The sequence below is a fragment of the Microbacterium sp. CFH 31415 genome (assembly GCF_022538185.1).
GTDB lineage: Bacteria > Actinomycetota > Actinomycetes > Actinomycetales > Microbacteriaceae > Microbacterium.
In genome coordinates this window covers 203,892-230,364 of the sequence record NZ_JAKYXC010000002.1, presented here as the reverse complement: position 1 = coordinate 230,364, position 26,473 = coordinate 203,892, and the positions used below count along the sequence as shown (strand labels likewise).

The 26,473-nt window shown below is 70.9% G+C and carries 27 protein-coding genes and 1 tRNA gene; 8 read left to right on the top strand and 20 right to left on the bottom strand.

Annotated elements, in window-relative coordinates:
- Positions 1-8 precede the first annotated feature (8 nt).
- A complete protein-coding gene (locus MK786_RS02015) occupies positions 9-1,013 on the bottom strand; it encodes a tRNA (adenine-N1)-methyltransferase (RefSeq protein WP_241110582.1) in 1,005 nt (334 codons plus the stop codon).
- Complete coding sequence (locus MK786_RS02010) at positions 1,010-1,693, bottom strand: HAD family phosphatase (RefSeq protein ID WP_241110581.1); 684 nt, start codon at positions 1,691-1,693, stop codon at positions 1,010-1,012. The genes MK786_RS02015 and MK786_RS02010 overlap by 4 nt, the downstream gene beginning before the upstream one ends.
- Before the next feature lie 148 nt (positions 1,694-1,841).
- Here MK786_RS02010 and MK786_RS02005 point away from each other — a divergent pair, with 148 nt between their 5' ends.
- Positions 1,842-2,708, top strand: a complete 867-nt coding sequence (locus MK786_RS02005) for a PAC2 family protein (protein WP_241110580.1) — start codon at positions 1,842-1,844, stop codon at positions 2,706-2,708.
- Positions 2,709-2,712: 4 nt separating this feature from the next.
- On the opposite strand, the gene MK786_RS02000 is transcribed toward MK786_RS02005, so the two are convergent.
- From MK786_RS02000 to MK786_RS01975, 6 genes are all read right to left on the bottom strand, one after another.
- On the bottom strand, positions 2,713-3,534 hold the full coding sequence (locus MK786_RS02000; RefSeq protein WP_241110579.1) for an undecaprenyl-diphosphate phosphatase: 822 nt from the start codon (positions 3,532-3,534) through the stop codon (positions 2,713-2,715).
- 46 nt (positions 3,535-3,580) lie between these two features.
- Positions 3,581-4,879 carry a M20/M25/M40 family metallo-hydrolase gene (locus MK786_RS01995; RefSeq protein WP_241110578.1) on the bottom strand — a complete coding sequence of 433 codons (1,299 nt, stop codon included), beginning with the start codon at positions 4,877-4,879 and terminating at the stop codon, positions 3,581-3,583.
- A gap of 59 nt (positions 4,880-4,938) precedes the next feature.
- Positions 4,939-5,023, bottom strand: a tRNA-Leu gene (locus tag MK786_RS01990).
- 82 nt (positions 5,024-5,105) lie between these two features.
- The gene (locus tag MK786_RS01985) at positions 5,106-6,194 is read right to left on the bottom strand and encodes a VIT1/CCC1 family protein (protein WP_241110577.1); all 1,089 of its coding nucleotides are present in this window, start codon (positions 6,192-6,194) and stop codon (positions 5,106-5,108) included.
- A 108-nt stretch (positions 6,195-6,302) separates the two neighbouring features.
- Positions 6,303-6,803: a hypothetical protein gene (locus MK786_RS01980; protein WP_241110576.1), complete on the bottom strand. Its 501-nt coding sequence runs from the start codon at positions 6,801-6,803 to the stop codon at positions 6,303-6,305.
- Positions 6,804-6,832: 29 nt separating this feature from the next.
- Positions 6,833-8,710, bottom strand: coding sequence for a DEAD/DEAH box helicase (locus tag MK786_RS01975; protein ID WP_241110575.1), 1,878 nt, complete (start codon positions 8,708-8,710; stop codon positions 6,833-6,835).
- A gap of 144 nt (positions 8,711-8,854) precedes the next feature.
- Between MK786_RS01975 and MK786_RS01970 the strand changes: the two genes are divergently transcribed.
- Positions 8,855-9,715 carry an SGNH/GDSL hydrolase family protein gene (locus MK786_RS01970; protein WP_241110574.1) on the top strand — a complete coding sequence of 287 codons (861 nt, stop codon included), beginning with the start codon at positions 8,855-8,857 and terminating at the stop codon, positions 9,713-9,715.
- 10 nt (positions 9,716-9,725) lie between these two features.
- Here MK786_RS01970 and MK786_RS01965 read toward each other — a convergent pair whose 3' ends face one another.
- Complete coding sequence (locus MK786_RS01965) at positions 9,726-10,532, bottom strand: RNA methyltransferase (protein ID WP_241110573.1); 807 nt, start codon at positions 10,530-10,532, stop codon at positions 9,726-9,728.
- Positions 10,533-10,605: 73 nt separating this feature from the next.
- On the opposite strand from MK786_RS01965, the gene MK786_RS01960 reads away from it, so the two are divergent.
- Genes MK786_RS01960 through MK786_RS01950 form a run of 3 tightly spaced genes read left to right on the top strand, consistent with a single transcriptional unit; the run spans position 10,606 to position 12,474 of the window.
- Positions 10,606-11,457 (top strand): Sir2 family NAD-dependent protein deacetylase, encoded by an 852-nt coding sequence (locus tag MK786_RS01960; RefSeq protein ID WP_374200398.1) that lies wholly within the window; start codon positions 10,606-10,608, stop codon positions 11,455-11,457.
- A 26-nt stretch (positions 11,458-11,483) separates the two neighbouring features.
- On the top strand, positions 11,484-12,089 hold the full coding sequence (locus MK786_RS01955) for a histidine phosphatase family protein (RefSeq protein ID WP_241110572.1): 606 nt from the start codon (positions 11,484-11,486) through the stop codon (positions 12,087-12,089).
- Between the two features lie 10 nt (positions 12,090-12,099).
- Entirely contained in the window at positions 12,100-12,474 is a 375-nt protein-coding gene (locus MK786_RS01950) for a hypothetical protein (RefSeq protein WP_241110571.1), read from the top strand.
- Here the strand turns inward: MK786_RS01950 and MK786_RS01945 are convergent.
- Genes MK786_RS01945 through MK786_RS01920 form a run of 6 tightly spaced genes read right to left on the bottom strand, consistent with a single transcriptional unit; the run spans position 12,450 to position 18,762 of the window.
- Entirely contained in the window at positions 12,450-12,647 is a 198-nt protein-coding gene (locus MK786_RS01945; protein ID WP_241110570.1) for a hypothetical protein, read from the bottom strand. The two genes, MK786_RS01950 and MK786_RS01945, sit on opposite strands and share 25 nt — an antisense overlap.
- On the bottom strand, positions 12,644-13,462 hold the full coding sequence (locus MK786_RS01940) for a CoA ester lyase (RefSeq protein ID WP_241110569.1): 819 nt from the start codon (positions 13,460-13,462) through the stop codon (positions 12,644-12,646). The genes MK786_RS01945 and MK786_RS01940 overlap by 4 nt, the downstream gene beginning before the upstream one ends.
- Positions 13,459-13,986: a MaoC family dehydratase gene (locus MK786_RS01935; protein ID WP_241110568.1), complete on the bottom strand. Its 528-nt coding sequence runs from the start codon at positions 13,984-13,986 to the stop codon at positions 13,459-13,461. Before MK786_RS01935 ends, MK786_RS01940 begins: the two co-directional genes overlap by 4 nt.
- Before the next feature lie 5 nt (positions 13,987-13,991).
- Complete coding sequence (locus MK786_RS01930; RefSeq protein WP_241110567.1) at positions 13,992-15,143, bottom strand: acyl-CoA dehydrogenase family protein; 1,152 nt, start codon at positions 15,141-15,143, stop codon at positions 13,992-13,994.
- A 17-nt stretch (positions 15,144-15,160) separates the two neighbouring features.
- Positions 15,161-17,161 carry a biotin carboxylase N-terminal domain-containing protein gene (locus MK786_RS01925; RefSeq protein ID WP_308220014.1) on the bottom strand — a complete coding sequence of 667 codons (2,001 nt, stop codon included), beginning with the start codon at positions 17,159-17,161 and terminating at the stop codon, positions 15,161-15,163.
- Entirely contained in the window at positions 17,158-18,762 is a 1,605-nt protein-coding gene (locus MK786_RS01920; protein ID WP_241110565.1) for a carboxyl transferase domain-containing protein, read from the bottom strand. The genes MK786_RS01925 and MK786_RS01920 overlap by 4 nt, the downstream gene beginning before the upstream one ends.
- Before the next feature lie 104 nt (positions 18,763-18,866).
- Here MK786_RS01920 and MK786_RS01915 point away from each other — a divergent pair, with 104 nt between their 5' ends.
- Positions 18,867-19,463: a TetR/AcrR family transcriptional regulator gene (locus MK786_RS01915; RefSeq protein ID WP_241110564.1), complete on the top strand. Its 597-nt coding sequence runs from the start codon at positions 18,867-18,869 to the stop codon at positions 19,461-19,463.
- A gap of 290 nt (positions 19,464-19,753) precedes the next feature.
- On the opposite strand, the gene MK786_RS01910 is transcribed toward MK786_RS01915, so the two are convergent.
- Genes MK786_RS01910 through pdhA form a run of 3 tightly spaced genes read right to left on the bottom strand, consistent with a single transcriptional unit; the run spans position 19,754 to position 23,315 of the window.
- Positions 19,754-21,124, bottom strand: a complete 1,371-nt coding sequence (locus MK786_RS01910) for a dihydrolipoamide acetyltransferase family protein (protein ID WP_241110563.1) — start codon at positions 21,122-21,124, stop codon at positions 19,754-19,756.
- Positions 21,121-22,182 carry an alpha-ketoacid dehydrogenase subunit beta gene (locus tag MK786_RS01905; protein ID WP_241110562.1) on the bottom strand — a complete coding sequence of 354 codons (1,062 nt, stop codon included), beginning with the start codon at positions 22,180-22,182 and terminating at the stop codon, positions 21,121-21,123. Before MK786_RS01905 ends, MK786_RS01910 begins: the two co-directional genes overlap by 4 nt.
- On the bottom strand, positions 22,179-23,315 hold the full coding sequence (pdhA, locus tag MK786_RS01900; RefSeq protein WP_241110561.1) for a pyruvate dehydrogenase (acetyl-transferring) E1 component subunit alpha: 1,137 nt from the start codon (positions 23,313-23,315) through the stop codon (positions 22,179-22,181). Before pdhA ends, MK786_RS01905 begins: the two co-directional genes overlap by 4 nt.
- A gap of 166 nt (positions 23,316-23,481) precedes the next feature.
- On the opposite strand from pdhA, the gene MK786_RS01895 reads away from it, so the two are divergent.
- Positions 23,482-23,955, top strand: coding sequence for an Lrp/AsnC family transcriptional regulator (locus tag MK786_RS01895; RefSeq protein ID WP_191766546.1), 474 nt, complete (start codon positions 23,482-23,484; stop codon positions 23,953-23,955).
- An 11-nt stretch (positions 23,956-23,966) separates the two neighbouring features.
- Here MK786_RS01895 and MK786_RS01890 read toward each other — a convergent pair whose 3' ends face one another.
- Complete coding sequence (locus MK786_RS01890; RefSeq protein ID WP_241110560.1) at positions 23,967-24,968, bottom strand: DMT family transporter; 1,002 nt, start codon at positions 24,966-24,968, stop codon at positions 23,967-23,969.
- Between the two features lie 74 nt (positions 24,969-25,042).
- Between MK786_RS01890 and MK786_RS01885 the strand changes: the two genes are divergently transcribed.
- Positions 25,043-25,597: an ABATE domain-containing protein gene (locus tag MK786_RS01885; RefSeq protein WP_241110559.1), complete on the top strand. Its 555-nt coding sequence runs from the start codon at positions 25,043-25,045 to the stop codon at positions 25,595-25,597.
- Here MK786_RS01885 and MK786_RS01880 read toward each other — a convergent pair.
- Positions 25,557-26,456 carry an alpha/beta fold hydrolase gene (locus MK786_RS01880; RefSeq protein WP_241110558.1) on the bottom strand — a complete coding sequence of 300 codons (900 nt, stop codon included), beginning with the start codon at positions 26,454-26,456 and terminating at the stop codon, positions 25,557-25,559. The two genes, MK786_RS01885 and MK786_RS01880, sit on opposite strands and share 41 nt — an antisense overlap.
- Positions 26,457-26,473: the final 17 nt, after the last annotated feature.

Here is a 26,473-nt window from a genome sequence, read left to right as displayed (position 1 = left end):
CTGTGCGCCTACACCGCGTCGGGAGCGTCGCTCTGCTCGGCCGCGTGGCGCGCGCCCTCCGCCGCACGCTGCGCTTCCCGGACCCGCTTGCGGAGGTTCTTGTCGGTGATCTGGCGGTCGCCTACCGCGCCCGGCGTCCACAGCTCGACGTCCTCGTCGCCGTAGCTGGTCTTCGAGGCGCGGCGCTTGACCTCGGGCGGAATCGCGCCCGGAGCGAGACGGCGCGCCCAGAGCAGGAATCCGGTGTGCGCCACCATGCGGTGGTCGGGCCGCACCGCGAGTCCCTCGACGTGCCACCCGCGCACCATGGTCTCGCTGGCCTCGGGCTCGGTGAACAGCCCGGTGTTGCGGAGATACTCGGCCACGCGGCTCAGCTGGGTCGCCGTGGCGATGTAGCAGAGCACGACGCCGCCCGGCGTGAGGGCGTCGGCGACCACGTCGATGCACTCCCACGGGGCGAGCATGTCGAGCACGACCCGATCGACGGATGCCGGGGCGACGGCATCCGGAAGCGCCTCGACCAGATCGCCCACGACGACGCTCCAGTTCTCAGGGGTCTCGCCGAGGTAGGTCTCGACGTTGGCCTGAGCGACCTCGGCGAATTCGGGTCGGCGCTCGAACGAGATGAGCCGGCCCTCGGAGCCCATGGCGCGCAGGAGCCAGAGCGAGAGCGCGCCCGAGCCGACCCCGGCCTCGACGACCACCGCGCCGGGGAACACGTCGGCCTCGGCGATGATCTGCGCGGCGTCTTTCGGGTAGACGATCGCCGCGCCGCGCGGCATCGACATCACGAAGTCGCGCAGGAGCGGCCGGAGTGCGAGGTACTCGTGCCCGCTGCTGTTGGCGACGACGGACCCGTCGGGCTGGCCGACGAGCTGCTCGTGCTTGAGCACGCCGTGGTGCGTGTGCAGCTCGCCCTTCTCGCGCAGCGTGATCGTATGCAGTCGACCCTTGGGCCCGGTGAGCTGCACGCGGTCGCCGAAGCGGAAGGGGCCACGGGGTCGTTCGGTCACTTGGCGGCCTCCTTGGCGCGGTGTTCGGCATGGAAGGATGCGACGTCCTGGGCGGTGCGCCCTTCGAGGGTCGGCCACACGGCGTGCGCGCCCGCCCCCGCGATCGAGACCATGAGCGGCACGCCGATGGTGGCGGCGCCGGACGCGACGGCAGATCGCAGACCGTTCGGCGAGTCTTCGATCGCGACCACCTCGTCGGGCGTGACGCCGAGCGCCTCGCACGCCTGCAGATACGGGTCGGGGAACGGCTTCGGCCGGGTCGAGTCGTCACCCGCGATCACCACGTCGAACGCCTCGAAGTCGATCAGGTCGACGACGGTGCGCGCCATGCGCCGCATCGACATCGTCACGAGCGCCGTCTTGATGCCCGCGGCGCGCAAGCTCGCGAGCAGCTCCCTCGCGCCGGGGCGGAAGGGCACGCCCGTCTCGCCGAGCTGGCGCATCACGTCGTCGGTGAGGTGATCGATGATGGCGTCGACGCTCATGCGCACGCCGGCGCTCTGGAAGATCCGGGCCGAGTCCTCGAGTCCCAGGCCGACGAGTGCCAGTGCCTGCTCGTGCGACCAGGTTCCGCCGAAGCGCTCGACGAGCGGCGTCTCGGCCGCCATCCAGTAGGGCTCGGTGTCGACGAGGGTTCCGTCCATGTCCCACAGGACGGCGGACAAGGACGGTGCGCTCACCGCTCCATGCTACCCAGCGGCCCGCGGCCGCCCCGCCGAACGTGGCTCAGGGGCTGGGCGGGGGTACCCCCGGCGCGCGTGCCACCGACCACAGGCAGTGTGCCGGGCCTATCCTGGAAGGACCCGCATCGCGGGTGGAGGAGGTCTCGTGGACGGACTGGGACGCCGGGTGCTCGTCGCCGCGTTCGACGGGTGGAACGATGCCGGAGAGGCCGCGTCGTCCGCCGTCACGCAGCTGCGCGAGGGCGGGACGTACGAGACCGTGTTCTCGGTCGACCCCGAGCTGTACTTCGACTACCAGTACACCCGTCCGCAGATCGCCGCCGACGCGGACGGCAAGCGCGTGCTGCGGTGGCCCGAAGCATCCCTCCTCCGTCCCACCCGCACGACGCGCGGCGGCACTCAGCTCTGGCTCCTGACCGGAGTGGAGCCGGCACGCGCCTGGCAGGCGTTCGCGTCCGAGTTCATCGACATCGCACTCCGCGAGGACATCACGGGCTTCCTTTCGATGGGGTCGATGATGTCGGACGTGCCGCACACCCGCCCCATCTCGGTCTTCGCCGGCAGCGACAACGACGCGCTGCGCACGTCGCTCGAGCTCGAGCGGAGCACGTACGAGGGTCCGGTCGGCATCCTGAGCGTGCTCGGCCACGCGGCCGATGCCGCCGGCATCCCGGCGGCGAGCCTGTGGGCCAGCGTGCCGCATTACGTCGCGGGTCACACGCCCTCGCCCAAGGCGACGCTCGCGCTGCTCGACCGGCTCGAGGACCTCACCGGCGCCACCGTGCCCCGAGGCGACCTCGCGACCGAGGCGGCGGCGTGGGAGGCGTCCATCGACGCGGCTGCGGCCGACGACGAGGAGATGACCGAGTACATCCGCCAGCTCGAGCGGACGCGCGACACGTGGGACTCCCCCGAGGCGTCCGGGGACGCGATCGCTCAGGAGTTCGAGCGCTACCTGCGTCGCGGCGGAGACGGCCCGACCAAGCCCGGCCGCGACGACCCGCGTCGCTGACCCGCTACGCCGAGATCGCACCCACGCTGAGCAGCACCAGCAGCGTCGAACCGAGGGCCACGCGGTAGACGACGAACGGCAGGAAGCTGTGCTTGGAGATCCAGTTCATGAAGAACGCGATCACGCCGAGCGCGACGAGGAAGGCGACCACCGTGGCGACGGCCGTCTCGCCGAGGGTGAAGACGCCCGGCTCGTTCCAGCTCTTGGCCAGCTGGTAGAACCCGCTGCCGAAGACCGCGGGGATCGCCAGGAGGAACGCGTAACGGGCCGCCGCCGAGCGCTCGTAGCCCATGAAGAGTCCGGCCGTGATCGTGCCGCCCGACCGCGAGACGCCCGGGATCAGCGCGAGCGACTGCGCGAACCCGTAGATCACGCCGTGACCGACGGTGATGTCCTGGAGCTTGCGCTTCTTCGCGCCCACATGGTCGGCGATGCCGAGGAGCACGCCGAAGAAGATGAGCATGCCGGCGACCAGCCACAGGGACCGGAACGTCGTCTCGATCTGGTCCTGGAACAGCAGCCCGAGCACCACGATGGGGATGCTGCCGACGATGATCAGCCAGCCCATCTTCGCGTCGGGGTCGTTGCGCGGGATACGTCCGACCAGCGCCTGGCACCAGTGGCTGATGATCCGCACGATGTCGCGCCAGAAGAACAGCACGACGGCGGCCTCGGTGCCGATCTGCGTGATCGCGGTGAACGCGGCACCCGGATCCTGCGCCGACGGAAGGAACTCCCCCAGGATGCGCAGGTGCGCGCTGGAGGACACGGGCAGGAACTCGGTGAGTCCCTGCACGAGACCGAGGATGATCGCCTCGAGGAGCATGGGCGCCTTTCGATGCGGGATGCCGGGCCGCGGCATCCGCTGTCTGTCAGTACGTGCGGAGGAGATCGGTCAGCACTCGCTGGCCGAACTCGAGGGCGTCGATGGGCACGCGCTCGTCGACGCCGTGGAACATCCCTGTGAAGTCGAGGTCGGCGGGAAGCCGCAGCGGGGCGAAGCCGTACCCCGTGATGCCCAGATACGCGAGCGCCTTGTTGTCGGTGCCTCCGCCCATCAGGTAGGGGATGACGGGCACGCCGGGGTCGTGGCGGTCGAGCGCCGACACCATCGCGTCGACGAGGTCGCCTGCGAAGGGCACCTCGAGTCCGATGTCCTGGTGCACGACCTCGACTGCGACGTCGTCGCCGACGATCCGGCGGATGTCGGCCAGCGCGGCGTCCTCGGTGCCGGGGAGCACGCGGACGTCGATCAGCGCCTCGGCGCGATCCGGGATGACGTTGTGCTTGTAGCCGGCGGTCAGCCCGGTCGGATTGGTGGTGGTCCGCAGGGTGGAGCGGAGGAAGCCGGATGCCGCGCCCGTCGCTGCGGCGATCTCGTCGGCGTCGCCCGAGCCACCCGTGAGGACGCCGAGGCGCTCGGCCATCTCGCGTGTCGTGTCGGTGAGCGTGACGGGCCACTCGGTGCGGCCCAGCGCGGCGACGGCCGCTGCCAGCCTCGTGACGGCGTTGTCGCCGTGGAAGCTCGAGCCGTGGGCGGCACGCCCGCGCGCCACGAGGCGGATCCAGATGAGTGCCTTCTCCCCCACCTGCAGGAGGTACGCGCGGCGGTCGCCGACCGCGATCGAGTACCCGCCGACCTCGCTGATCGCCTCGGTCGCCCCGTCGAACCACTCGGGCTTGTTCTGGATCACCAGCGCGGAGCCCTCGACGCCGCCGTTCTCCTCGTCGGCGAAGAACGTCAGCACGAGGTCGCGCTCGGGCTGCTCGCCGCCACGCAGGATGTCGCCCACCGATGTAAGGATCATGGCGTCCATGTCCTTCATGTCGACGGCACCGCGGCCCCACAGCATCCCGTCGCGCACGACGCCCTCGAACGGGTCGACGCTCCAGTCCTCTGCGATGGCCGGCACGACGTCGAGGTGGCCATGCAGGACCAGCGCCGGCTTGGAGGGGTCACGGCCCGGAACGCGGGCCATCACGTTCGTGCGGCGCGGGATGGGCTCGTAGTACTCGGGAGTGAGCCCGAGTCGCTCCAGATAGGCGCCGACGTACTCGGCGGCTTCGCGCTCACCGGCGGCGCGTCCGCCGCCGTGGTTCGTCGTGTCGAAGCGGATGAGATCCTGGGCGACGGAGGCGACTTCGGGCAGCTCCACGTCGGAAGAAGACATGCCGACCAACCTATCCTCTCGACGAAGAAGGCCCCCTTTCGGGGGCCTTCTTCCTACTGTGCGCGAGGGGGGACTTGAACCCCCACGCCCTATACGGGCACTAGCACCTCAAGCTAGCGCGTCTACCTATTCCGCCACCCGCGCAGGTGGTTTTCGGTTTCGCAACCGAGGAATGACATTACCACGTCGCCTGGCCTTCAACGAATCGGCAGGGACCCTGCGCGCGTCATCCCAGTGTGACGCCGAAGAGCAGCCCGAGGGCGTAGGTGACCGCCGCGGCGCCGAAGCCGATCGCGAGCTGGCGCAGCGCGCGGCGCAGCGGCGGCGCCCCGGAGAGCAGCCCCACCGCCGCGCCCGTGCACATCAGCGCGATGCCCACGAGAGCGAGCGCGAGGACGATCGCGGCAAGCCCCGACAGCCCGAAGATCCAGGGCAGCACCGGGATGATCGCGCCCGAGGCGAAGAACAGGAAGCTCGACAGCGCCGCGCTCCAGGCGCTTCCGACGACCTCGCCGTGGTCGATGACCTCGATCGACGAGGAGTGGGTGCGTCCCTGGCCAAGGGCGCGCGCGGCCTCGACCGCCTGTCGCGCGCGGGCGGTCGCCTCGGACTCGGCCATCCCGCGGGTGCGGTAGACGAGCGCGAGCTCATTGGCATCGATGTCGAGGTGCGGGATCGCCCCGTCGGCGAAGGTGCTCGGCTGGGTGGACTGCAGCAGCTCGCGCTGGGAGCGGACCGACACGAACTCGCCCGCGCCCATCGACAGCGCGCCGGCCAGCAGCCCGGCGACCCCGCTGAAGAGCACGAACTGCGGTGAGACGCCCGTGGCGCCGATGCCCATCACGAGCGCGAGGTTCGACACGAGCCCGTCGTTCGCCCCGAAAACGGCGGCGCGGAACGTGCCGGACAGGCGGCGGCGACCCCGTGCGGCCAGACCCCGGACGACTTCGTGGTGGATCTTCTCGTCGGCGCCCATCGCCGGCGTCGCGAACGGCTCATCATCGTACGGCGAGCGGGCTTCGGCGTTCTGCGCGAGCGCGAGGACGAAGATCGAGCCGAACCGCTTCGCCATCCAGCCGAGCAGGACGGTGCGCACGTCAGGTCGGGGCAGCCGAGCCGGCTCGCCGCCCAGCAGCCGCAGCCAGTGCGCCTCGTGCCGGCCCTCGGCGTCGGCGAGAGCCGTCAGGATCTCGCGCTCCTCGCCCCTGCGGCGAGCCGCCAGTTCGCGGTACACGTGGGCTTCGGCGCGCTCGTTCACCAGGTAACGCTCCCAGCGCCGTCGATCGCGGGACGTGGGGGAAGCGGGCACACTCACAGAAGGCCTCCGGGCCGGGGTCAAGGGGACCCATCCACGGTAGTCACCGGTCGGACGCCGCATCCCTCGAGGCCGCGGATTGACAGCATTTCGGGGCTCCGAACCACCTCACCCGCTGCGCCCGGCGAGCTCCTCGCGAAGGCCCCGCTCCCCCGCCCTCATCACGTGCGCGTGTGCGCCCTCGAACGCCGGGCGCAGCGCCCACGCCCACGTGTTCATCCAGCGACGTTCGGTCACGACGTCCCACAGGAATACCACGACGGACGCCGCGTCCCCGTCCGGCTCCACCGACAGGCGTCCCCTGCCGCGCAGATCGCCTGCGCTCGAGGTCGCGAGCGTGCGCCCGGGCTCGATGTCGTCCACGGTCAGCCGGACGCGGAGCCGGTAGCCGAGGGGGCTCCGCACCGTGAGAAAGAGGATCACGCCGGGTTCCAGAGACGCGGGCGCGCCCTCGAAGCGGACCCCTGGCCACCAGGTCGTGCCGGGGCCGGTCAGGTCAGGCGCTCCATCGCCAGAAGGCGTCGTCAGCAACCGGACCGTCTCGCGCCACACGCGGTCGGCGTCGGCGGGCACACTCCACCGCGAGACGAACGAGTACTCCGCGGGCATGCCGGGAGTCTAGGCGGCGGGTGCGGCGCTCAGGAGTGCACGCGCTTGCGCAGCACGTCGATGCGCGACTGCAGCTGGGCGACCGTGGCATGCGAGACGGCCGGGCCGCCGCAGATGCGCCGCAGCTCGGCGTGCACCAGACCGTGCGGCTCGCCGGACTGGCGGGCGTACAGCCCGACCAGGCTGTTCAGCAGCTGCCGCTGCTCCTTGAGGGATCGGTGCAGTGCCGGCGGCAGCGTCGTCTCTGACTCGCCGGGCGGGCTTTGAGCCTCCCGCGCCTCGCGCACGCGCCGATGCCTGCCTTGACGAGCCTGGCGCTGCATCAGGAGCTCGTGCACGTGCTCGGGCTCGAGGAGCCCGGGAAGCCCGAGGAACTCCTCCTCCTCGGGGGTTCCCGGCACGGCGAGCTGGCCGAACTCCTTGCCGTCGAACAGCACGCGGTCGAAGTGCGCGTGCGAGCCGAGCGCCTGGTACTCGAACTCCTCGGTGAGCGCGTCGGACGCCTTGTCCTCGCGCTCTGCGGCGTCCATCAGGTCTTCTTCGGCGTTCCACTCGTCGCCGTCGCCGTCGCGGTCGAGCGCGTGATCGCGCTGCCGCTCCATCTCGTTGGCGAGGGCGAGCAGCTGCGGCACGTTCGGAAGGAAGACGCTCGCTGTCTCGCCGCGGCGCCGTGCGCGCACGAAGCGCCCGATGGCCTGCGCGAAGAACAGCGGCGTCGAGGCCGACGTGGCGTACACACCGACGGCGAGACGCGGCACGTCGACGCCCTCCGAGACCATGCGCACGGCGACCATCCAGCGGGTGTCGTCCTTCGAGAACGCCTCGATGCGCGAGGATGCCTCGGCCTCGTCGGAGAGGACGACGGTGACGTCCTCTCCGGCGATGCCGCGCAGGATCTCGGCGTAGGCGCGCGCGGCGGTCTGATCGGTCGCGATCACCAGTCCGCCGGCATCGGGCACCTGCTCGCGGACCTCGGACAGGCGCCGGTCGGCGGAGCGCAGCACGGCCTGGATCCACTCCCCCTCGGGTGAGAGCGCCGTGCGCCACGCCTGTGAGGTGATGTCCTTCGTGTTGTCCTGGCCGAGCTGCGCCTCCATCTCGTCACCGGTCTTGGTGCGCCAGCGCATCTGCCCCGCGTACACCATGAACATGACGGGCCGCACGACGCCGTCCTCGAGGGCGCGACGGTAGCCGTAGGCGTAGTCGGTGCGGGAGACGCGGATGCCGTTCTCATCGGGGTGGTACTCGACGAACGGGATCGGCGCGGTGTCGCTGCGGAACGGCGTGCCCGAGAGCAGCAGCCGGCGCGTGGCGCGACTGTACGCCTCGCGCAGCGCGTCGCCCCAGCTGAGGGCGTCGCCGCCGTGGTGGACCTCGTCGAGGATCACCAGGGTGCGCGCATCCATCGTCAGCCGCTGATGGACGGATGCCTTGACCGCCACCTGGGCGTAGGTGACGGCCACCCCGTGGTAGTGCCGGGCGGGCGCGAAATGGCGGTTGCTGAAGGCGGGGTCGAGGCGGATCGACACGCGCGCGGCGGCGTCGGCCCACTGCGTCTTCAGATGCTCGGTCGGTGCGACGACCACGATCCGATCGATGATGCGCCGGCGCAGCAGCTCGCTCGCGAGCCTCAGGGCGAAGGTGGTCTTGCCGGCGCCCGGCGTGGCCGCGGCGAGGAAGTCGCGTGGTCCGCCGCCCGGCCCGTCCGGCCCGTCGAGCTCGAAGTAGAGATCGAGCGCCTCGGCCTGCCAGGCGCGCAGCCGCTGCGCGGTTCCCCACGGAGCGCGCTGGGGGTAGGTGGGCGAGAGGTGATCGGCGGCTCTGCCGCCGAGTGGAACAGACGCCTTGGCGAAGCTGCCGAGATGCGCCTCCTCGCGGGTGGCGTCGAGGACCGTCTCGTCGTCCATTGCACCTCCCCGCCAGCCGCGCACAACGAGTCACAACCTTAACCGAGCGCGACGACAACACCCGTCCACCGCACCCGGTGCAGCAGCATCCACCCCCGTCCGCACCACGCGGTACCCTGTCTGTCGGCCACGAACCGAGGAACCATGACACGCAGCGACGACAACCGCACTCCGTACGTCCCCAACGCGCAGCCGCACCCGTGGCGGCGCTACGTCGCGATCGGCGATTCGTTCACCGAGGGCGTGGGCGACCCCGAGCCGACGGCGCCGAACGGATTCCGCGGCTGGGCCGACCGCGTCGCGGAGGTTCTGTCGCAGCAGGTCGATGACTTCGCGTACGCCAACCTCGCGATCCGCGGACGCCTCATCGGCCAGATCGTCGCCGAGCAGGTCGAGCCCGCGGTCGCCCTCAAGCCCGACCTGGTCACGTTCTCGGCGGGCGGCAACGACGTGATCCGTCCCGGGGCCGACCCCGACGCGGTGGCCGCACTGTTCGAAGACGCCGTGGTGCGCCTGGGGAGCAGCGGGGCGACGGTCGTCGTCTTCACCGGCATCGACACGAACTTCACGCCGGTGTTCCGCGGCATCCGCGGCCGGGTGGCGATCTACAACGAGAACATCCGTGCGATCGCCGACAAGTACGACTGCATCGTGGCCGACCAGTGGGCGCTCAAAGAGGTGCAGGACATGCGATTCTTCGACGACGACCGCCTGCACTACAACCGGCTCGGACACCACGAAGTGGCGCGCATGGTGCTGCGCGCGCTCAACGTGCCCAACGATCTGCAGCCGATGCAGCCCGATCCGATCCCGTCGCGCACGTGGCGCGAGGCCCGTGCGGTCGACCTCGTGTGGGCGCGCGAGTTCTTCGTGCCCTGGGTGCTGCGCCGCCTGCGCCATCAGTCGTCGGGCGACACGATCACGGCGAAGCGCCCCGACGTGCTGCCCGTGACCACGCTCGCTCCCGGGCGCGACGCGACCGAGCATCCGGGCGAGAACGCCTGACGCGAGGCGTTCAGCGCGCTCGCAGCTCCCACAGCGCGACAGCGCTGGCGGCGGCGACGTTCAGGGAGTCGACGCCGCCCGCCATCGGGATGACGACGGCGGTGTCGGCGGCCGCCATCGCCGCGCGGCTCAGACCGTCGCCTTCGGCGCCCAGCATGAGCGCGACGCGACCCGGCACCCGCTCCCGGAACACGTCCAGCGGAACGGCGGTGTCGGCGAGGGCGAGCGCGGCGAGGTGGAAGCCGGCAGCGTGCAGGATGCCCCGCGCCTCACGCCACTCGGGCAGCCGTGTCCACGGCACCTGGAAGACCGTCCCCATGCTCACCCGCACACTGCGGCGGTAGAGCGGATCCGCGCAGCGTGCACTGACCAGGACGGCGTCGGCGCCGAGACCCGCGGCGGCACGGAAGATCGCGCCGACATTGGTGTGGTCGACGATGTCCTCCAGCACCACGACGATCCGCGCGTCAGCGATCACCTCGGCGACCGGGGGCAGCGCGGGGCGGTGCATGGCCGCCAGTGCTCCGCGGTGGACGGCGTAGCCGGTCAGCTGCTCGGCGATCACGGCGTCGGCGACGTAGACCGGCACGTCCGGATGCGGCGCGAGGATCTGCTCGGCGTCGCCGAGCCACTTCTCCTGCACGAGGACCGAGCGCGGCGAGTGTCCCGCGGCGATCGCGCGCCCGATGACCTTCGACGACTCCGCGATATACAGCCCGCCCTCGGGTTCTAGCACGCGGCGCAGCGCCACGTCCGTCAGATCGCGGTAGTCGGCCAGTCGCTCGTCGTCCGCCGACGTGATCCGCTCGATCCGCACGGGTCCACTCTCGCACGACGCGTAACATCCCGGTAAACCGTGCGGCCTACACTCTGACCCGAAGGGGTGATTCGTGACCACCGTGACCGAGCTGGACGCCGCAGCGATCGACGCCGTGTCGCGCGCCGTCGCGGCCCTCGCCGGTCGCCGCGTCGCGGTGCTCACCGGCGCCGGGGTGTCGACGGACTCGGGCATCCCCGACTACCGCGGCCAGGGCGCCCCCGTGCGCACCCCGATGACCGCGGAGCACTTCCTCTCGAGCGACTCCGCGCGCCGACGCTACTGGGTGGGCAGCCACCTCGGGTGGCGGGCTTTCGCCGCGGCCGAGCCCAACTGCGGACACCGCGCGCTGGCGTCGCTCGAGCAGAGCGGAGTCGCGACGGGCGTCGTGACGCAGAACGTGGACGGCCTGCACGTGCGTGCCGGCAGCCGGCGCGTGGTCGAGCTCCACGGCACGATGCGCCGCGTGTTCTGCACGCACTGCGGTCAGGTGTTCGACCGGCGCGACCTCGCGCACCGCGTCGAGCACGACAACCCATGGATCACAGTGCCGGAGAACGTGCCGCTGGGTCCCGACGGCGACGTCCTGCCCGAGCGCACCGACGGCTTCGTCATCCCCGAGTGCACCGTCTGCGGCGGGATGCTCAAACCCGACGTGGTCTTCTTCGGCGAGTACATCCCGGCCGAGAAGTTCCGCGAGGCCGAGCAGCTCGTCCACGCCAGCGAGGGTCTCGTGATCGCGGGCTCGTCGCTGGTGGTCAACTCCGGCATCCGCCTGCTCGAACGTGCGCGGCGCCGACGTCTGCCCGTCGTCATCGTGAACCGCGGCGCGACGCGGGCCGACTCCCGCGCGACCGTCAAGATCGACGCCGGAACGAGTGAGGTGCTCCGCGCACTCGCCGACGCTCTGCCCTCAGCGGGCTGACAGGCCACTGCCCGTAGGCTCGACGGGTGACCGTCCTCACCCTGATCCGCCACGGCGAGACCGACTGGAACCGGACCCGGCGCATCCAGGGCTCGACCGACATCCCGCTGAACGACACCGGCCGCGCGCAGGCGCGTGCCGCCGCTGCCGCGCTGCGGGAGGCCCGGGATCCCGCGATCCCCGTCACGGTCGCCGCGAGCGATCTCGCGCGTGCACGCGAGACCGCCGAGATCATCGCCGCCGAGTTGGGCACCGAGCCGCCGCGGCTCTACCGCGGGCTCCGCGAGCGGAGCTACGGCGAGGCCGAGGGCGTCGACGCGGAGGACTTCCTGCGCCGGTGGGGGCCCTGGCACACCGCAGAGGTGCCGGGCGCCGAGCCGTGGCCGAGCGTGCGGGCGCGTGCGCTGACCGCGATCGGCCGGGCGGTCCGGGATCATCGCCGCGCGACGGCGCCGGCCGAGGCGTCCCTCATCGTCGTCGCCCACGGCGCGCTGATCCGCGAGGTCATCCGCCACGCGTCCGGCGGCACGCTGCCGCTGGAGGGCGAGCGCGTGGCCAACGGCTCCGCCCACGAGCTGCTCTACGAACGCGACCGAGTGCGACTGCTTTCCTACGTGGGGTCGGTCACCTAGGCTCGGCGCCATGGCCAGCGCCGCCACCGTCGACGAGTACATCGCCGGGTTCCCGCCCGAGGTCGCCGAACGCCTGCAGCGCATCCGCACGCTGATCGTCGATGCCGTCGCCGCGGAGTCCGGCAGCGCGCCCGAGGAGAAGGTGCGCTACGGAATCGCCGCGGTCATGCTCGGCGGCCGCTACGCGCTGCACTTCGCAGGCTGGAAGAAGCACATCGGGCTCTATCCTGTTCCCGTGCTGACGGCGGCGCTCGAAGATGAGATCGCGCCGTACCGCTCCGAGAAGGACTCCGTGGTCTTCCCGCACTCGCGCGAGGTGCCGTACGACCTGATCGGCCGCGTCGCGCGCGAGATCGCCGCTCAGCGAGGGCCGGCGAAGGACTGACCCCGTTCGGCGAGATCCTCGCGGAGGATCCTGACAGCCTTCGGGCCCACGCCGTGGATCGCCAGCAGCTCACGCTCGGTGCGCTCGGCCAGGGACGCGTAGTCGACGATGCCCTGCAGCGCGAGCTCACGCAGCGCGACCCGCCCGATGCGCGACGTCAGCTCTTCGCTCATGACTCCGCGCGGCGCAGGGTTTCCCGCGCGTGCTGGAGGACCGGCTCGTCGACCATGCGGCCGTCGTACGTGAACACACCGCGCTCGGTCTCGGCGGCTGCGAGCACTCCCCTCGCCCAGTCCACCGTCTTCCCGTCGGGGCGATACGCGTCGCGGATGATCGTGACCTGGCTCGGGTGGATGCAGGCGGTGGCGGTGAATCCGGATGCCGCGGCATCCGCTGCGTCGATGGCCAGACGCTTGGTGTCCTCGATGTCGAGGTGCACGGCGTCGATGGCCGCCTTGCCGCGCGCTCCCGCGGCCAGCAGCACGCGGGCGCGCGCATACCTGGCGATGTCGCGGTAGCGGCCGTTCGGCTTGCGGCTCGATGTGCCGCCGATGCTCGCGACGAGATCCTCGGCGCCCCACATCAGAGCGCTGACGTTCGGCAGAGCGGCGATGCGGTCGGCCTGCGCGATACCCTTCGCCGTCTCGCAGAGCGCGATGACCTCGAAGCGGACGTCGAGCTTCTGCAGCCGTTTGGGCGATTCGGCCTTCGCGACCATGATCCGGCGATAGTCGGTCTGCGACAGGGTCGCCAGGTCGGAGACGAAGTCGTCGGTCCCGGGCGGGTTCACGCGCACGATCACCCGGTCGGGGTCGAGCTCCGACTCGATGACGGCGCCACGGGCAGCGGCCTTCGCAGGTGCAGCGACGGCGTCCTCGAGGTCGAGGATCACCGCGTCGGCGCGCTCGAGCGCCTTCGCATACCGCTCCGGGCGATCCGCAGGGCAGAAAAGGATGGCGGGCCCGAGGCTGAAGCGGGTATCGGTCATGGCGTTCCTCCGGCGTCGGACGCGGCATCCCGAACCGCGTCATCGGGCGCGAACCACATCAGCGCGGTGCGCGTCGCTGTGGCGACAACGACTCCCTGCTGGTTCCGTCCGGTGTGGCGCATCGTCACGATCCCCTGGCGGGGCCGCGACGACGAGGGGCGCTTCTCGAGGATCTCGGTCTCGGTGTAGAGCGTGTCGCCGTGGAACACGGGCGCGGGGAAGGCGATGTCGCTGAGGCCGAGCTGGGCGACGAGGGTGCCCTGGGTGATCTGGGAGACCGACGCGCCGACCATGGTCGACAGCGTCCACATCGAGTTCATCAGGCGCTGCCCGAACGGCTGCCCCTCCGAGAACGCGGCATCCAGGTGGAGGGCCTGCGTGTTCATCGTCAGCGACGAGAACAGCACGTTGTCGGCCTCGGTGGCGGTGCGTCCTGGCCGGTGGAGATAGCGGGCGCCGACCTCGAGCTCGTCGTAGTAGAGCCCGCGCTGCACGATCGCGCGCGCCTCTCCCGTGCCTTCCACAGCTGTCACGCTACCCCGAGAGCGCGCGCGATGACGAGCAGCTGCACCTCGTTCGTGCCCTCGCCGATCTCGAGGATCTTCGAGTCCCGGTAGTGGCGCGCGACGGGGTACTCGTTCATGAAGCCGTTGCCGCCGAAGACCTGTGTTGCGTCGCGCGCGTTGTCCATCGCCGCGTCGCTCGCGGTGAGCTTGGCGATCGCCGCCTCGGTCTTGAACGGCTTGCCGGCGTCCCGCAGGCGCGCTGCGTGGTGCCAGGCGAGTCGGGCGTTGTGCACGCGCAGCTGCATGCGGGCGAGCAGGAACTGGATGCCCTGGCGCGTCGCCAGCGCGTCGCCGAAGACGGTGCGCTTCTTGGCGTAGTCGATGGCGGCCTCCAGGCATCCCTCCGCCGCTCCGGTCGAGAGGGCGGCGATCGCGATGCGCCCCTCGTCCAGGATGTGGAGGAAGTTCGCGAAGCCGCGGCCGCGCTCACCCAGGAGGTTGCCCGCGGGGACCCGGACGTCCTGGAAGGTGAGGGGGTGGGTGTCGGACGCGTGCCAGCCGACCTTGTCGTAGCCCGGCTCGACGGTGAAGCCCCGGGTGCCCGACGGCACCACGATGGTCGAGATCTCCTTGCGCCCCTCGGCCTCGCCGGTGACGGCGGTGACGGTGACGAAGCGCGTGATGTCGGTGCCCGAGTTGGTGATGAATTGCTTGGACCCGTTGATGACCCACTCGTCGCCGTCGAGCCGCGCGGTGGTGCGCGTCGCGCCGGCGTCGGAGCCCGCTTCGGGCTCGGTGAGCCCGAAGCCCGCCAGCGCCTTTCCAGCGAGGAGGTCGGGCAGCAGCTCCCGCTTCTGCTCCTCTGTCCCGAACCGGAAGACCGGCATGGCACCGAGGCTCACCCCCGCCTCGAGCGTGATCGCTATGGACTGGTCGACTCGCCCGAGCGCCTCGATCGCGAGGCACAGCGCGAAGTAGTCGCCGCCCTGTCCGCCGTACTCCTCGGGGAACGGCAGCCCGAAGAGGCCCAGTTCGCCCATCTGCGCCACGACGTCCATGGGGAGCGTCTTGGTGCGGTCGGCCTCGTAGGCCTGCGGTGCGACGACCTCTTCGGCGAAGTCGCGCACCAGTCGCGCGAGCTCGCGTTCGTCGTCGGTCAGATTCGCGTGGTCCATGGGTCTCCTCGGGGTGGTCAGGAGCGGGTATCGGGTTCTTCGGACGAGACGTGGGCGAGCACCTGGTCGCGACGCACCTGGTCGCCCGTCGCGACGTCGAGGCGAACGACGCCCGCGTGGGGCGCGACGACGGGGTGCTCCATCTTCATGGCCTCGATCGTGACGATGCGGTCGCCGGCGGCGACGCGGGTGCCGTGGCCGACGTGCAGCGCGACGACCGCACCGGGCATCGGCGCGCGCAGTTCGGGATCGGTCGCGGCGGCATCGCGCTCACGCGCGGCGAGGCGTGCGTGCAGGGCATCGCGCCTGCTCAGCGGGCGGAGCCGATGGGTCGCGCCGTCGGCGTGCACCCAGAGCGCGCCGTCCGCGTCCTGCGCCACGACCGCGTCCATGGGCTCGTCGGCGGCGTGGCCGCCATCCGCGGTCTGGAGTGCTCCGTCGTCGTCGAGGAACCGCTGCACGGTGCCCGCCCGCAGCCCGCCGATCCGCCAGCCCTCCGCCGTGCGCCACAGTTCGCCGGCGCTCGTGCGCCGAGACGACGCATCGGCGACGAGACGCTGCGCCGCGGTCGCCGTCTCGTGCGGATCGTGCTGTCTCGCGAACGCGGCGGCGGCGGCGAGGGCTGCCGCCGAGGGCTCCGCGCCCGCATGCGCGGGCAGGCGGTCGATCAGACCGGTGTCCAACGCGCCGGACTGCACGTCCTCGTGCGCCAATAGAGCGCGCAGGAACCCGATATTGCTGTCGACGCCGAGCAGCACGGTCTCGGCCAGGGCGGCGTCGAGCTTCCGGAGTGCGCCCGCGCGATCCGCAGCGTGGGCGATCACCTTCGCGATCATCGGATCGTAGTCGGCGGTGACGGTGCTGCCGGTCTCGACCGCGGCATCCGTCCGCACATCCGCCGCGGCATCCCACACCAGCACCTCACCGGTCGCGGGGAGGAAGCCGCGCTCCGGGCTCTCGGCGTACACGCGCGCCTCGATCGCGTGCCCGTCGAGGCGCACATTCTCCTGCGCGAGGGCGAGGTGCTCTCCCGCGGCGACGCGCAGCTGCTGCTCGACGAGGTCGATGCCGGTGACGAGCTCGGTCACCGGGTGCTCGACCTGCAGGCGCGTGTTCATCTCGATGAAGAAGAACTCGTCGGGGCGGTCGCCGGCCACGAGGAACTCGACCGTCCCCGCGCCGAGGTAGTCCACGCTCGCGGCAGCCGCGCACGCGGCGGCTCCGAGGCGAGCGCGCGTCGCGGCATCCACCACCGGCGAGGGCGCCTCCTCGATGACCTTCTGATGGCGACGCTGCAGCGTGCACTCGCGCTCACCGAGGTGGATGACCCCGCCGTGCGCGTCGGCGAGCACCTGCACCTCGATGTGGCGCGGGCGCTCGATCAGCCGCTCGAGCAGGAGGCTGTCGTCGCCGAACGCGGCGGCGGCGACACGCCGGGCAGTGGCCAAGGCGTGGGCGAGGTCGTCTGCCGAACGCACCACCTGCATCCCCTTGCCGCCGCCGCCCGCGGAGGGCTTGACCAGCAGCGGGTACCCGGTGGCCTCGGCGGCCTCGGCGATGGCGGCATCGGACATGCCGATCGCGCTGAAGCCGGGGACCGTCGGCACGCCGTGCCCCGTCACGTGCTCCTTCGCGCGGATCTTGTCGCCCATGACCTCCAGCGCGCGCTCCCCCGGTCCGATGAACACGATGCCGGCGCCGGCGCAGGCGCGCGCGAACTCTGCGTTCTCCGAGAGGAACCCGTAGCCCGGATGCACCGCGTCGGCGCCGGTCTGGCGAGCGGCGGCGATCACGGCGTCGATGTCGAGGTACGAAGCGGATGCCGCAGCCGGCCCGATCCGCACGGCCAGGTCGGCCTCCCGCACGTGGGGAGCGTCGGCGTCGGCATCGCTGTAGACGGCGATCGAGCGGATGCCGAGCCGGGCCAGCGTGCGGATGACCCGCCGCGCGATCTCCCCGCGGTTGGCGACGAGGACGGTGGTGAAGGGGGGCGTGTGCGTGTCGGTCACGGGGCTCACATCCGGAAGACGCCGAAGCGCGGTTCGGGCAGCGGGGTGCGCGAGACGACGTCCAGCGCGAGGCCGAGCAGGTCGCGGGTGTCCGCAGGATCGACGACGCCGTCATCCCACAATCGGGCAGTGGCGTAGTACGGGCTCCCCTGCTCTTCGTACTGGGCACGGATCGGAGCCTCGAACTCGGCCTGGTCGGCCGCGGACCACTCCTCGCCGCGCGCGTCGAGCTGGTCGCGCTTGACGGTCGAGAGGACGGATGCCGCCTGGGGTCCGCCCATCACCGAGATGCGGCTGGCCGGCCAGGTCCACAGGAACCGCGGCGAGTAGGCGCGACCGCACATCGAGTAGTTGCCCGCGCCGAACGAGCCGCCGATGACGACGGTGAGCTTGGGCACGCGGGTGGTGGCGACGGCGGTGACCATCTTGGCCCCGTCCTTCGCGATGCCGCCGGCCTCGGCATCCCGCCCCACCATGAAGCCGGAGATGTTCTGCAGGAAGAGAAGCGGCGTGCCGCGCTGGTCGCACAATTCGATGAAGTGGGCGCCCTTCTGGGCCGATTCGCTGAACAGCACGCCGTTGTTGGCGATGATGCCGACCGGGTGGCCGTGGATGCGCGCGAAGCCGGTGACCAGCGTGTCCCCGTACTCGCGCTTGAACTCGTGGAACTCGCTCGCGTCGACGAGCCGGGCGATGACCTCGCGCACGTCGTACGGCTGGTTGACGTCGATCGGCACCACGCCGTACAGGTCGGTGGGATCGACGGCCGGGGGAACGCTCGGGGTGACGTCCCACGCGGGTTCGGCGGGCAGCGGCAGCGTGGCGACGATGTCGCGGACGATCTCGAGCGCGTGCTCGTCGTCCTCCGCGAGGTGATCCACGACGCCCGAGCGCTTCGCGTGAAGCTCTCCGCCGCCGAGCTCCTCGGCGGTGACGACCTCGCCGATCGCCGCCTTCACGAGGGGCGGCCCTCCGAGAAAGATCGTGCCCTGGTTGCGGACGATGACCGTCTCGTCGCTCATCGCCGGCACATAGGCCCCGCCGGCGGTGCACGAGCCGAGCACCGCCGCGATCTGCGGGACGCCGGCGGCCGACAGCCGCGCCTGGTTGAAGAAGATGCGGCCGAAGTGGTCGCGGTCGGGGAAGACCTCATCCTGCTTGGGAAGGAAGGCGCCGCCCGAGTCGACGAGATACACGCACGGCAGGCGGTTCTCGAACGCGATCTCCTGCGCGCGGAGGTGCTTCTTGACGGTCATCGGGTAGTACGTGCCACCCTTGACGGTGGCGTCGTTGCACACGACCATGACCTGGCGCCCGTGGATCAGTCCGATGCCGGCGATCACGCCGGCCGCGGGTGCCTCGCCGTCGTAAAGACCGTCGGCGGCCAGCGGGGCGATCTCGATGAAGGGACTCCCCTCGTCGAGCACGCGCGTGACGCGGTCGCGCGGGAGCAGCTTCCCTCGTGCGACATGGCGGGTGCGGGATGCCTCGGGGCCGCCGAGCGCCGCCTTCGACAGCCGCTCGCGCAGCTGCGCCGCCAGCGTCGCCTGCGCGTCGCGGTTGCGGGCGAAGCCTTCGTCCTGGACGACCGCGGTGGTCAGCGCACTCATGTCATCTCCGTCGACGTCACGATCGGGTCACGTTCGTTGAGCGGACGCGACACAATTGGTTAGTGTTCACTAACTGGAGTCTAGGTTAGCGAGGATTAACTGAGATGACAAGCGGTGTCACCGAGCGCGACCGGGCCAAGGCCGATCGCCAGGCGTCGATCCTGCACGAGGCCGCGCGTCTCTTCGCGGAGCGCGGGTTCAGCGGCGTCAGCCTGGAGGACCTGGGCGCCGCCGTGGGCGTGAGCGGACCCGCGCTCTACCGGCACTTCGCCAACAAGCAGGCACTGCTCGGCGCGATCCTCATCGGCGTCAGCGAGCGACTGCTCGCAGGCGGCCGCCGGGTCATCGACGACGGCGGCACTCCCCCGGCCCAGCTCGAGGCGATCATCGCGTTCCACGTGGATTTCGCCCTGAGCGACGCCGACGTGATCCGGGTTCAGGATCGCGATCTGGCCAGCCTGGCCGACGACGACCGTCACACCGTCCGCCGACTGCAGAGAGAGTACGTCGAGGTGTGGATCGGCATCCTGTCGGCGCTCCATCCCGATCGCACCGTGGCCGAGCTCCGGGTGCGGGCGCACGCGTGCTTCGGCCTCATCAACTCGACACCGCACAGCGTCCGGGCGCTGCGGTCGCAGCCCGACGACGGCGCGGTGCGCGGCATCCTCGAATCGATGGCTCTGGCCGCACTCACCGCCTAGCGAGTGTTCGGCGTCGTCGCGCCCACCGCGAACGCGACGAGGCAGATCGGCGACAAAGGACAAGCCCCTGAGCAACCCCGGCCGTGGGCTTCTCGGCCTGCTGCTCGCCCGCTACGCCGGGCCGGGGCATCCCGACCCCGTCACCTACGCCGACGCGTACGACGTCCTGCAGGCGCACGGGCTGGACCTGTTCTACCCGAAGCGCGGCTGAGGGCGGAGGCGGGGGCGGCTCAGGCAGGACGAAGGGGCCGGGCGGATGCCTCCGCTCGGCCCCTTCCGTCGGTCCGCGGTCAGCGCAGCAGCATGGCGCGGCCCGGCTCGCGCAGCACATCGGCGACCTCGACCATGAAGCGCGACCCCTGCTCGCCGTCGACCAGCCGGTGGTCGAACGACAGCGCGAGGGTCATCACGTCGCGCAGCGCGATCTCGCCGCGGTGCTCCCACGGCTGACGCCGCACGGCGCCCAGCGCGAGGATGCCGGCTTCACCGGGATTGAGGATGGGTGTGCCGGCGTCGACGCCGAAGACGCCGACGTTCGTGATCGAGAACGTGCCGCCCATCATGTCGGCCGGCGGCGTCTTGCCCGCCCGCGCGGTCTCGGCGAGGGTGCGGATGGCGTCGGCCAGCTCGACCAGCGTGAGGTCCTGGGCGTCGCGGATGTTCGGCACCACGAGTCCCCGGCCGGTCGCCGCAGCGATGCCCAGGTTGACGTAGTGGTGCTGCACGATCTCGCCGGCGGCGTCGTCCCAGCGCGAGTTCAGCTCGGGGTGGCGGGCGAGTGCGAGGCACACGGCCTTGGCTGCCACCGCCATCACGCCGATCTTGTGCTCCTGCAGCGCGCGGTCGCCCTTCAGCGATGCGATGAGCTCGGTCGTCGCGGTGACGTCGACGGTGAGGAACGTCGTGACGTGCGGGGCGGTGAACGCGCTGCGCACCATCGCGTCGGCGGTGTGCTTGCGGACTCCGCGGATGGGCGTGCGCGTGGTGCGCTCCCCCGTGGCAGCCGCTGTGCGCAGCTCGGGAAGGAACTCGGGCTCCGGCACGGGCGCCGCCGTGATCGGCGTCGCTCCGACGCGCTGGGCGTAGGCCTCGACATCCGCGCGCGAGATGAGCCCGTTGGCGCCGCTCGCCTCGACCAGCGCGAGGTCGATGCCCAGCTGCTTCGCGAGGAGTCGCACCGGAGGCGTCGAGCGAGGACGCTCGAGCGGTCGCTCGTGGGCGACCTGGATGGCGTCGTGCGGCGCGGCTTCGAGGACAGCGGTGTCGGATGCCGCCGGCCGGCCCGCGACCGCACGCGAGCGTCGCTGAGGGCGGGCGGTGCCGCGCGGGGCGACGCCGTACCCGACGAGGTTGGGCTCCGCCGTGGCGGGCTCCTCGCTCTGCTGCGGCTCGGCAGCCGGAGCGGGCGTGGGGGCGCTGTCGCCGCCGAGGTCGAACGAGATGAGCACCGAGCCCACCTCGACGACGTCACCGGCGGCCGCGTGCAGCTTCGTGATCTTCCCCGCGTGCGGCGAAGGAAGCTCGACGACGGCCTTGGCCGTCTCGACTTCGGCGATCGTCTGATTGAGGGTGACGGTGTCGCCCTCCGCGACGAGCCACGCGACGATCTCGGCCTCGGGAAGCCCCTCGCCGAGGTCGGGGAGCCTGAAGTCCTCCATCACAGCACACCTCCCGTCATGCTCGAGCCGCGGCCGCCCTCGGCTGCGCCGAGCTCCTCGAAGGCGCTCATGCTGTTCGGGCGGTCCATCACGCGGTCCACGGCATCGAGGATGCGGTCGAGGTCGGGGATGAAGTGCTTCTCGAGCTTGGCCGGCGGATACGGGATGTCGTGACCGGTGACGCGCTGCGGAGCGGCCTCGAGGTAGTTGAAGCATCGCTCGGTCACACTCGCGATGAGCTCTGCTCCGACGCCGGCCTCGCGGGCCGCCTCGTGCGTGACGACGACGCGACCGGTCTTGCGCACCGAGGCCGTCACGGTGCGGTAGTCGACGGGCGAGATCGAGCGCAGATCGATGACCTCGATCGAGACGCCGTCGTCCTCGGCGGCGGTCGCGGCATCCATCGCCGTCGCCACCTGCGAGCCGTACGTGAGCAGCGTGACGTCACTGCCCTCGCGGACCACCCGCGCCAGACCCATCGGCGGGGCGTCGGCGAGGTCGACGTCCAGGTCGACCTCCCCCTTCGTGTGGTACAGCTTCTTCGGCTCGAAGTACATCACCGGGTCGTTCGACGCGATGGCCTGACGCAGCATCACATAGGCATCCTGCGGGTTGGAGACCGCGATGACCCGGAGTCCCGACGTGTGCACGAAGTACGCCTCGGGAGACTCCGAGTGGTGCTCGGCGGCGCCGACACCGCCGGCCCACGGGATGCGGATCGTGATGGGCATCTGCACGTTGCCGCGTGTGCGGTAGTGGAGCTTGGCGACTTGGCAGACGATCTGGTCGAAGGCCGGGTAGACGAACCCGTCGAACTGGATCTCGACGACCGGGCGGTACCCCCGCATCGCGAGGCCCACCGCGGTGCCCATGATCCCGGACTCGGCCAGAGGGGTGTCGACGACGCGCTGCGCGCCGAACTCGTTCTGCAGCCCGTCGGTGATGCGGAACACCCCGCCGAGCTTGCCGATGTCCTCGCCCATGACGAGCACCTTCGGATCGTCGGCCATCGCGCGACGCAGACCTTCGTTGATGGCCTTGGCCATGGTGAGCTGCGTCATCGCGCCACCGCCTCGTCCTCGGTCGCGAAGCCGTCGAGGTACGCGCCGAACCACGCGCGCTGCTCTTCGAGGCCCGAGTGCGGCTCGGCGTACACGTTGTCGAGCACCGTGATGGGGTCGCGGGTGACCGCGCCCTGTGCGGCGGCCCGGACCTCGGCCGCGAGGGCGTCGGCGTCGGCCGCGACGCTCGCCGCGAACTCGTCGTCGAACTCGCCCTGGGCACGCAGCAGCGCCTCGACGCGTGCGATCGGGTCACGGCCCTTCCAGCGCTCGACCTCCTCCTTATCGCGGTAGCGCGTGGGGTCGTCGGAGGTGGTGTGGGGTCCGATCCGGTAGGTCACCGCCTCGATGAACGCCGGCCCGTTGCCCTTGCGCGCGTGGTCGACCGCCCACCGCATCGCGGCGAGGCAGGCGAGGACGTCATTGCCGTCGACGCGCATGCTGGGGATGCCGAAGCCCGGCGCGCGGCCGGCGATCGGGAACTTCGCCTGCACCGTGACGGGCTCGGAGATCGCCCACTGGTTGTTGCTGCACACGAACACGACGGGCGCGCCGTACGAGGAGGCGAAGACCATGGCCTCGTTGACGTCGCCCTGACTGGATGCGCCGTCCCCGAAGTAGGCGGCGGCGACCTGGTCGGTTCCGTCGCGCTGGATGCCCATCGCGTAGCCCACCGCGTGCAGCGACTGTGCTCCGATGATGATCTGCTGCGAGGCCGTGTTGATGTCGTAGGGGTTGTACGTCGAGTGCTCCTCGCCGCGCCACGCGAGCACGTAGTCGGCGGGCTTGGCGCCTCGCGCGAACACCACGCCGGTCTCGCGGTAGCTCGGGAAGGCGAAGTCGTCGGCGCGGAGCCCGCGCGCCGTGCCGATCTGCGTGGCCTCCTGGCCCTGGCACGGAGGCCACAGCGCCAGCTGGCCCTGACGCTGGAGGGCGACGCCCTCGCTGTCGATGCGCCGGAGCAGCACCATGTCGCGGTAGAGCGCGCGCAGGGCGGCGGCATCCACATCCGCGACCCAGCGGTCGAGTTCGGGGTCGGCGATCCGCTCGCCGTCGGGGGTCACCAGCCGGGCGACGTCTTCGGTGTCTGTCGCAAGATCGGCGGTCGGGGTCAGGGTGTGCGTCATCGCCATCACTCCTCGGTGCAACCCTCCCTCGTGAGGAGGGGCGTCGTGGTTCACCGGCAGCTTCGCCGGTAGCCCGAGAGTACGTCGACATCGCACCTCGCTCAAGCATTCACGATCCGCTTGAGCATGTTGACAACCAACCACTCCTCAAGGCGTGCTAACGTTTCGCACTATGAGTGCCCTCGATCATGTCGACCTGGAGCTCCTCGCCGCCCTCTCCGCAGACCCGCGAGCCACCGTCGTCGCGCTCGCCGAGCGGCTCGGACTCTCGCGCAACACCGTCCAGGCGCGCATGGCGAGACTGGAGCGCTCCGGCGTGTTCCTCTCGTATGAGCGGGCCATCTCGTCGTCATCGCTCGGCTACCCGATCGAGGCCTTCATCAGCGTCATCGTGCGCCAGGCCGACCTGCCGCGGATCACCGCCGAGCTCGCGCGCGTCCCTGAGATCGTGCAGGCGCATGGACTGTCCGGCCAAGTTGATCTGCTCGTGCGGGTCGCGTGCCGTGACACCCAGCATCTCTTCGACACCGATGCCCGCATCCTCGCGATCGAGGGCGTCGAGCGCACGGAGACCTCGCTCGTCATGGGCGAGGTCATCCCCCATCGCGTGATGCCGCTCATGGAGCTCGCCCGCCGCGAGTCCTGAGCCTCACCCGGTCAGGGCAGGGGGACGGATGCCGCGGCCGGCGTCGCAGGCTGTGCAGGCGCCCGGCGCAGGTCATCCACCTTCACGAGGATCACCCCTGCGAGGATGAGAGCTCCCCCCGCGAACTGGATCGGCGCAGGCACCTCGGCGAGGAACACCCACGCGAAGCCGAGGGCGAACAGCACCTCCGAGAGGCCCACGAACGACGCGACGCGCGACCCGATGCGCGGCACTGCCATCACGCCGAGCGCGTAGCCGAGCGTCGTGGCGACCGCCGCGACCCACAGGAGCGGAACGAACCAGGGGACCTCGACGCCGCCGAGCATCACCGAGACCGCCGGAGCCTCGAACGGCATCGCGCCCGTCAGACACAGGACGCCCATCATCGCCGCGCCTACGAGCAGGCCGCTCGCGGCGAGAGCCGGCGGAGGCAGATCGTCGCGGGCGCGCTCGGAGATCACGAAATAGGCGCACACGCACACAGCCGCGGCGAGGGCGAGCAGCGTGCCGATCAGGTCGAAGGAGGCACCGGAGATGTCGACGACGAGGATCAGCCCGACCACCGCCACCGCGGACCCCCAGAGCACGAGCGCCGACGGCGCCCTGCGGGAGCGGAGCCAGACGAACGCGACGAGCATGACCGGCGCGAGGTACTGGATCAGCAGGGCGACGGCCACCGGCATCCGCTGCATCGCAGAGAAGAAGAAGAGCTGGCAGCCGAGCACGGGCATGAGACCGAAACCGAGGATCAATCGCCAGTGCTGCCTCAGGAACCGGGGATTGCGGCCGATGGCCCGGAAGACGGCGGGTGAGAGGATCAGCCCGGCCAGCCCCATGCGCACGAGGAGCGCCGCGCCCAGCGACCAGCCGTTCTCGAGCAGGGGCTTGATGAACGGACCGCTCGACGAGAAGGCCAGAGCGGACGCAACCGCCATGATGAGCCCCGTGGTGCGAAGACGCGGGGATGCCACGACCGGCGTGATCACCGGAAGCGAGGCGGTCGGAACGGTCATGGGCGGCATCCGGCTGTCAGGAGTGAAGTGTGCTTACACTGGTGACGGTATCGGAGAGGATGTCAGGAGTCAACATGGTTTTCATTCATGACACGAAGCGCACCCTCATGATGGTCGTCGACCTCGTCAACACGCTGCCCGGATACGACGGCGACGACACTCTGCAGTCGCCCGAAGACCTGCGCGAGTTCCTCGTCACGAACCCCTACTCCGGCACGATCCGGCTCGACGCCGATGCGGTGGCGGCGGTGCGTGCGGTGCGCGCGCGACTGCGCGAACTGTGGGCGGTCGACCGTGCCGGCGCGGTCCCGCTCGTCAACGCCATGCTCGCCGACGGGGAGGCTCTGCCCCGCCTCGTCATCCACGACGAGTACGACTGGCACATCCACGCCACGTCCGACGACTCACCGCTCGCCACGCGCATGTTGGTCGAGGCGGCGATGGCGTTCGTCGACGTCATTCGCTCCGACGAGTACGAGCGGGTGCGTACGTGCGCGGCGGACGACTGCGACGCCGTCTACATCGACTACTCGAAGAACGGCTCGAAGCGCTACTGCGACACCGGCAACTGCGGCAACCGCATGAACGTCATCGCGTACCGGGCTCGGAAGGCGCGAGAAACGCCCTGATCGCCGTGGCGGCAGCCGCCGGCGTCTCGTAGTGGATGAGATGCCCGACATCGTCGATCTCGACGAGATCAGCCTCGGGGAAGAGAGTCACCAGATGCCGCTCCGCCTCGATCGGGGTGATGTCGTCACGCACCGCTGCGACCAGCAGAGTCGGCTGGGCGATGCGCGGAGCGAACTCCCGCACATCGCTCGAGACCGAGGCGACGAACGCGTCGTGCAGCACGTCACGGTCGGCGAAGCGCGAGAAGTAGGTGTCGTGCTGGTCATGGATGAAGCGACGCAGGTCGGCGTCCTTCGTCTTGGCCATCGACTCGCTCATGACGCGCACGATGAGCCCGTTGCGCAGGAGCGCGTCACCGGCCCGCTTCGGCAGGCGTGCCCCCGCCCAGTAGTAGAAGACCGCGAGACGGGTCAGCAGGCCGCGCGGGCCCTCCAATGCGGGCGCGCCGATCGGGTTGACGAGGATGACGCGTGGGGTGGCGAGGCCGCCGGCGACAGCGGCCGAGACGACGATCGAGCCGAACGAGTGGCCGAGGACGACCGCACCCGGGGACACGGTCGCCGCGAACTCGCGCAGCCAGCGGCCGTAGGCGTCGAGGTCGTGCCGGATGCCCGGAAGCGGAGGCGTTTCGCCGAAACCGGGGAGATCGGGTGAGATGATCCGCACGTCGGGGAGGTGGGCGACGACCGGCTCGAGGCCGTGGTGCTCGCCGCGGAAGCCGTGCACGGCGATCACGGTGGTCTCGGCGTCGTGGTGCCCGTACACCCAGTACGCAGTCGTGCCGCCGAGCACCGTCGCCTCGCGCCGCTCGACGGGGATGACATCGAGCAGCGGTGCGTACGGGTTCGGGGAGGCCACCCCCCGAGTCTACGAGG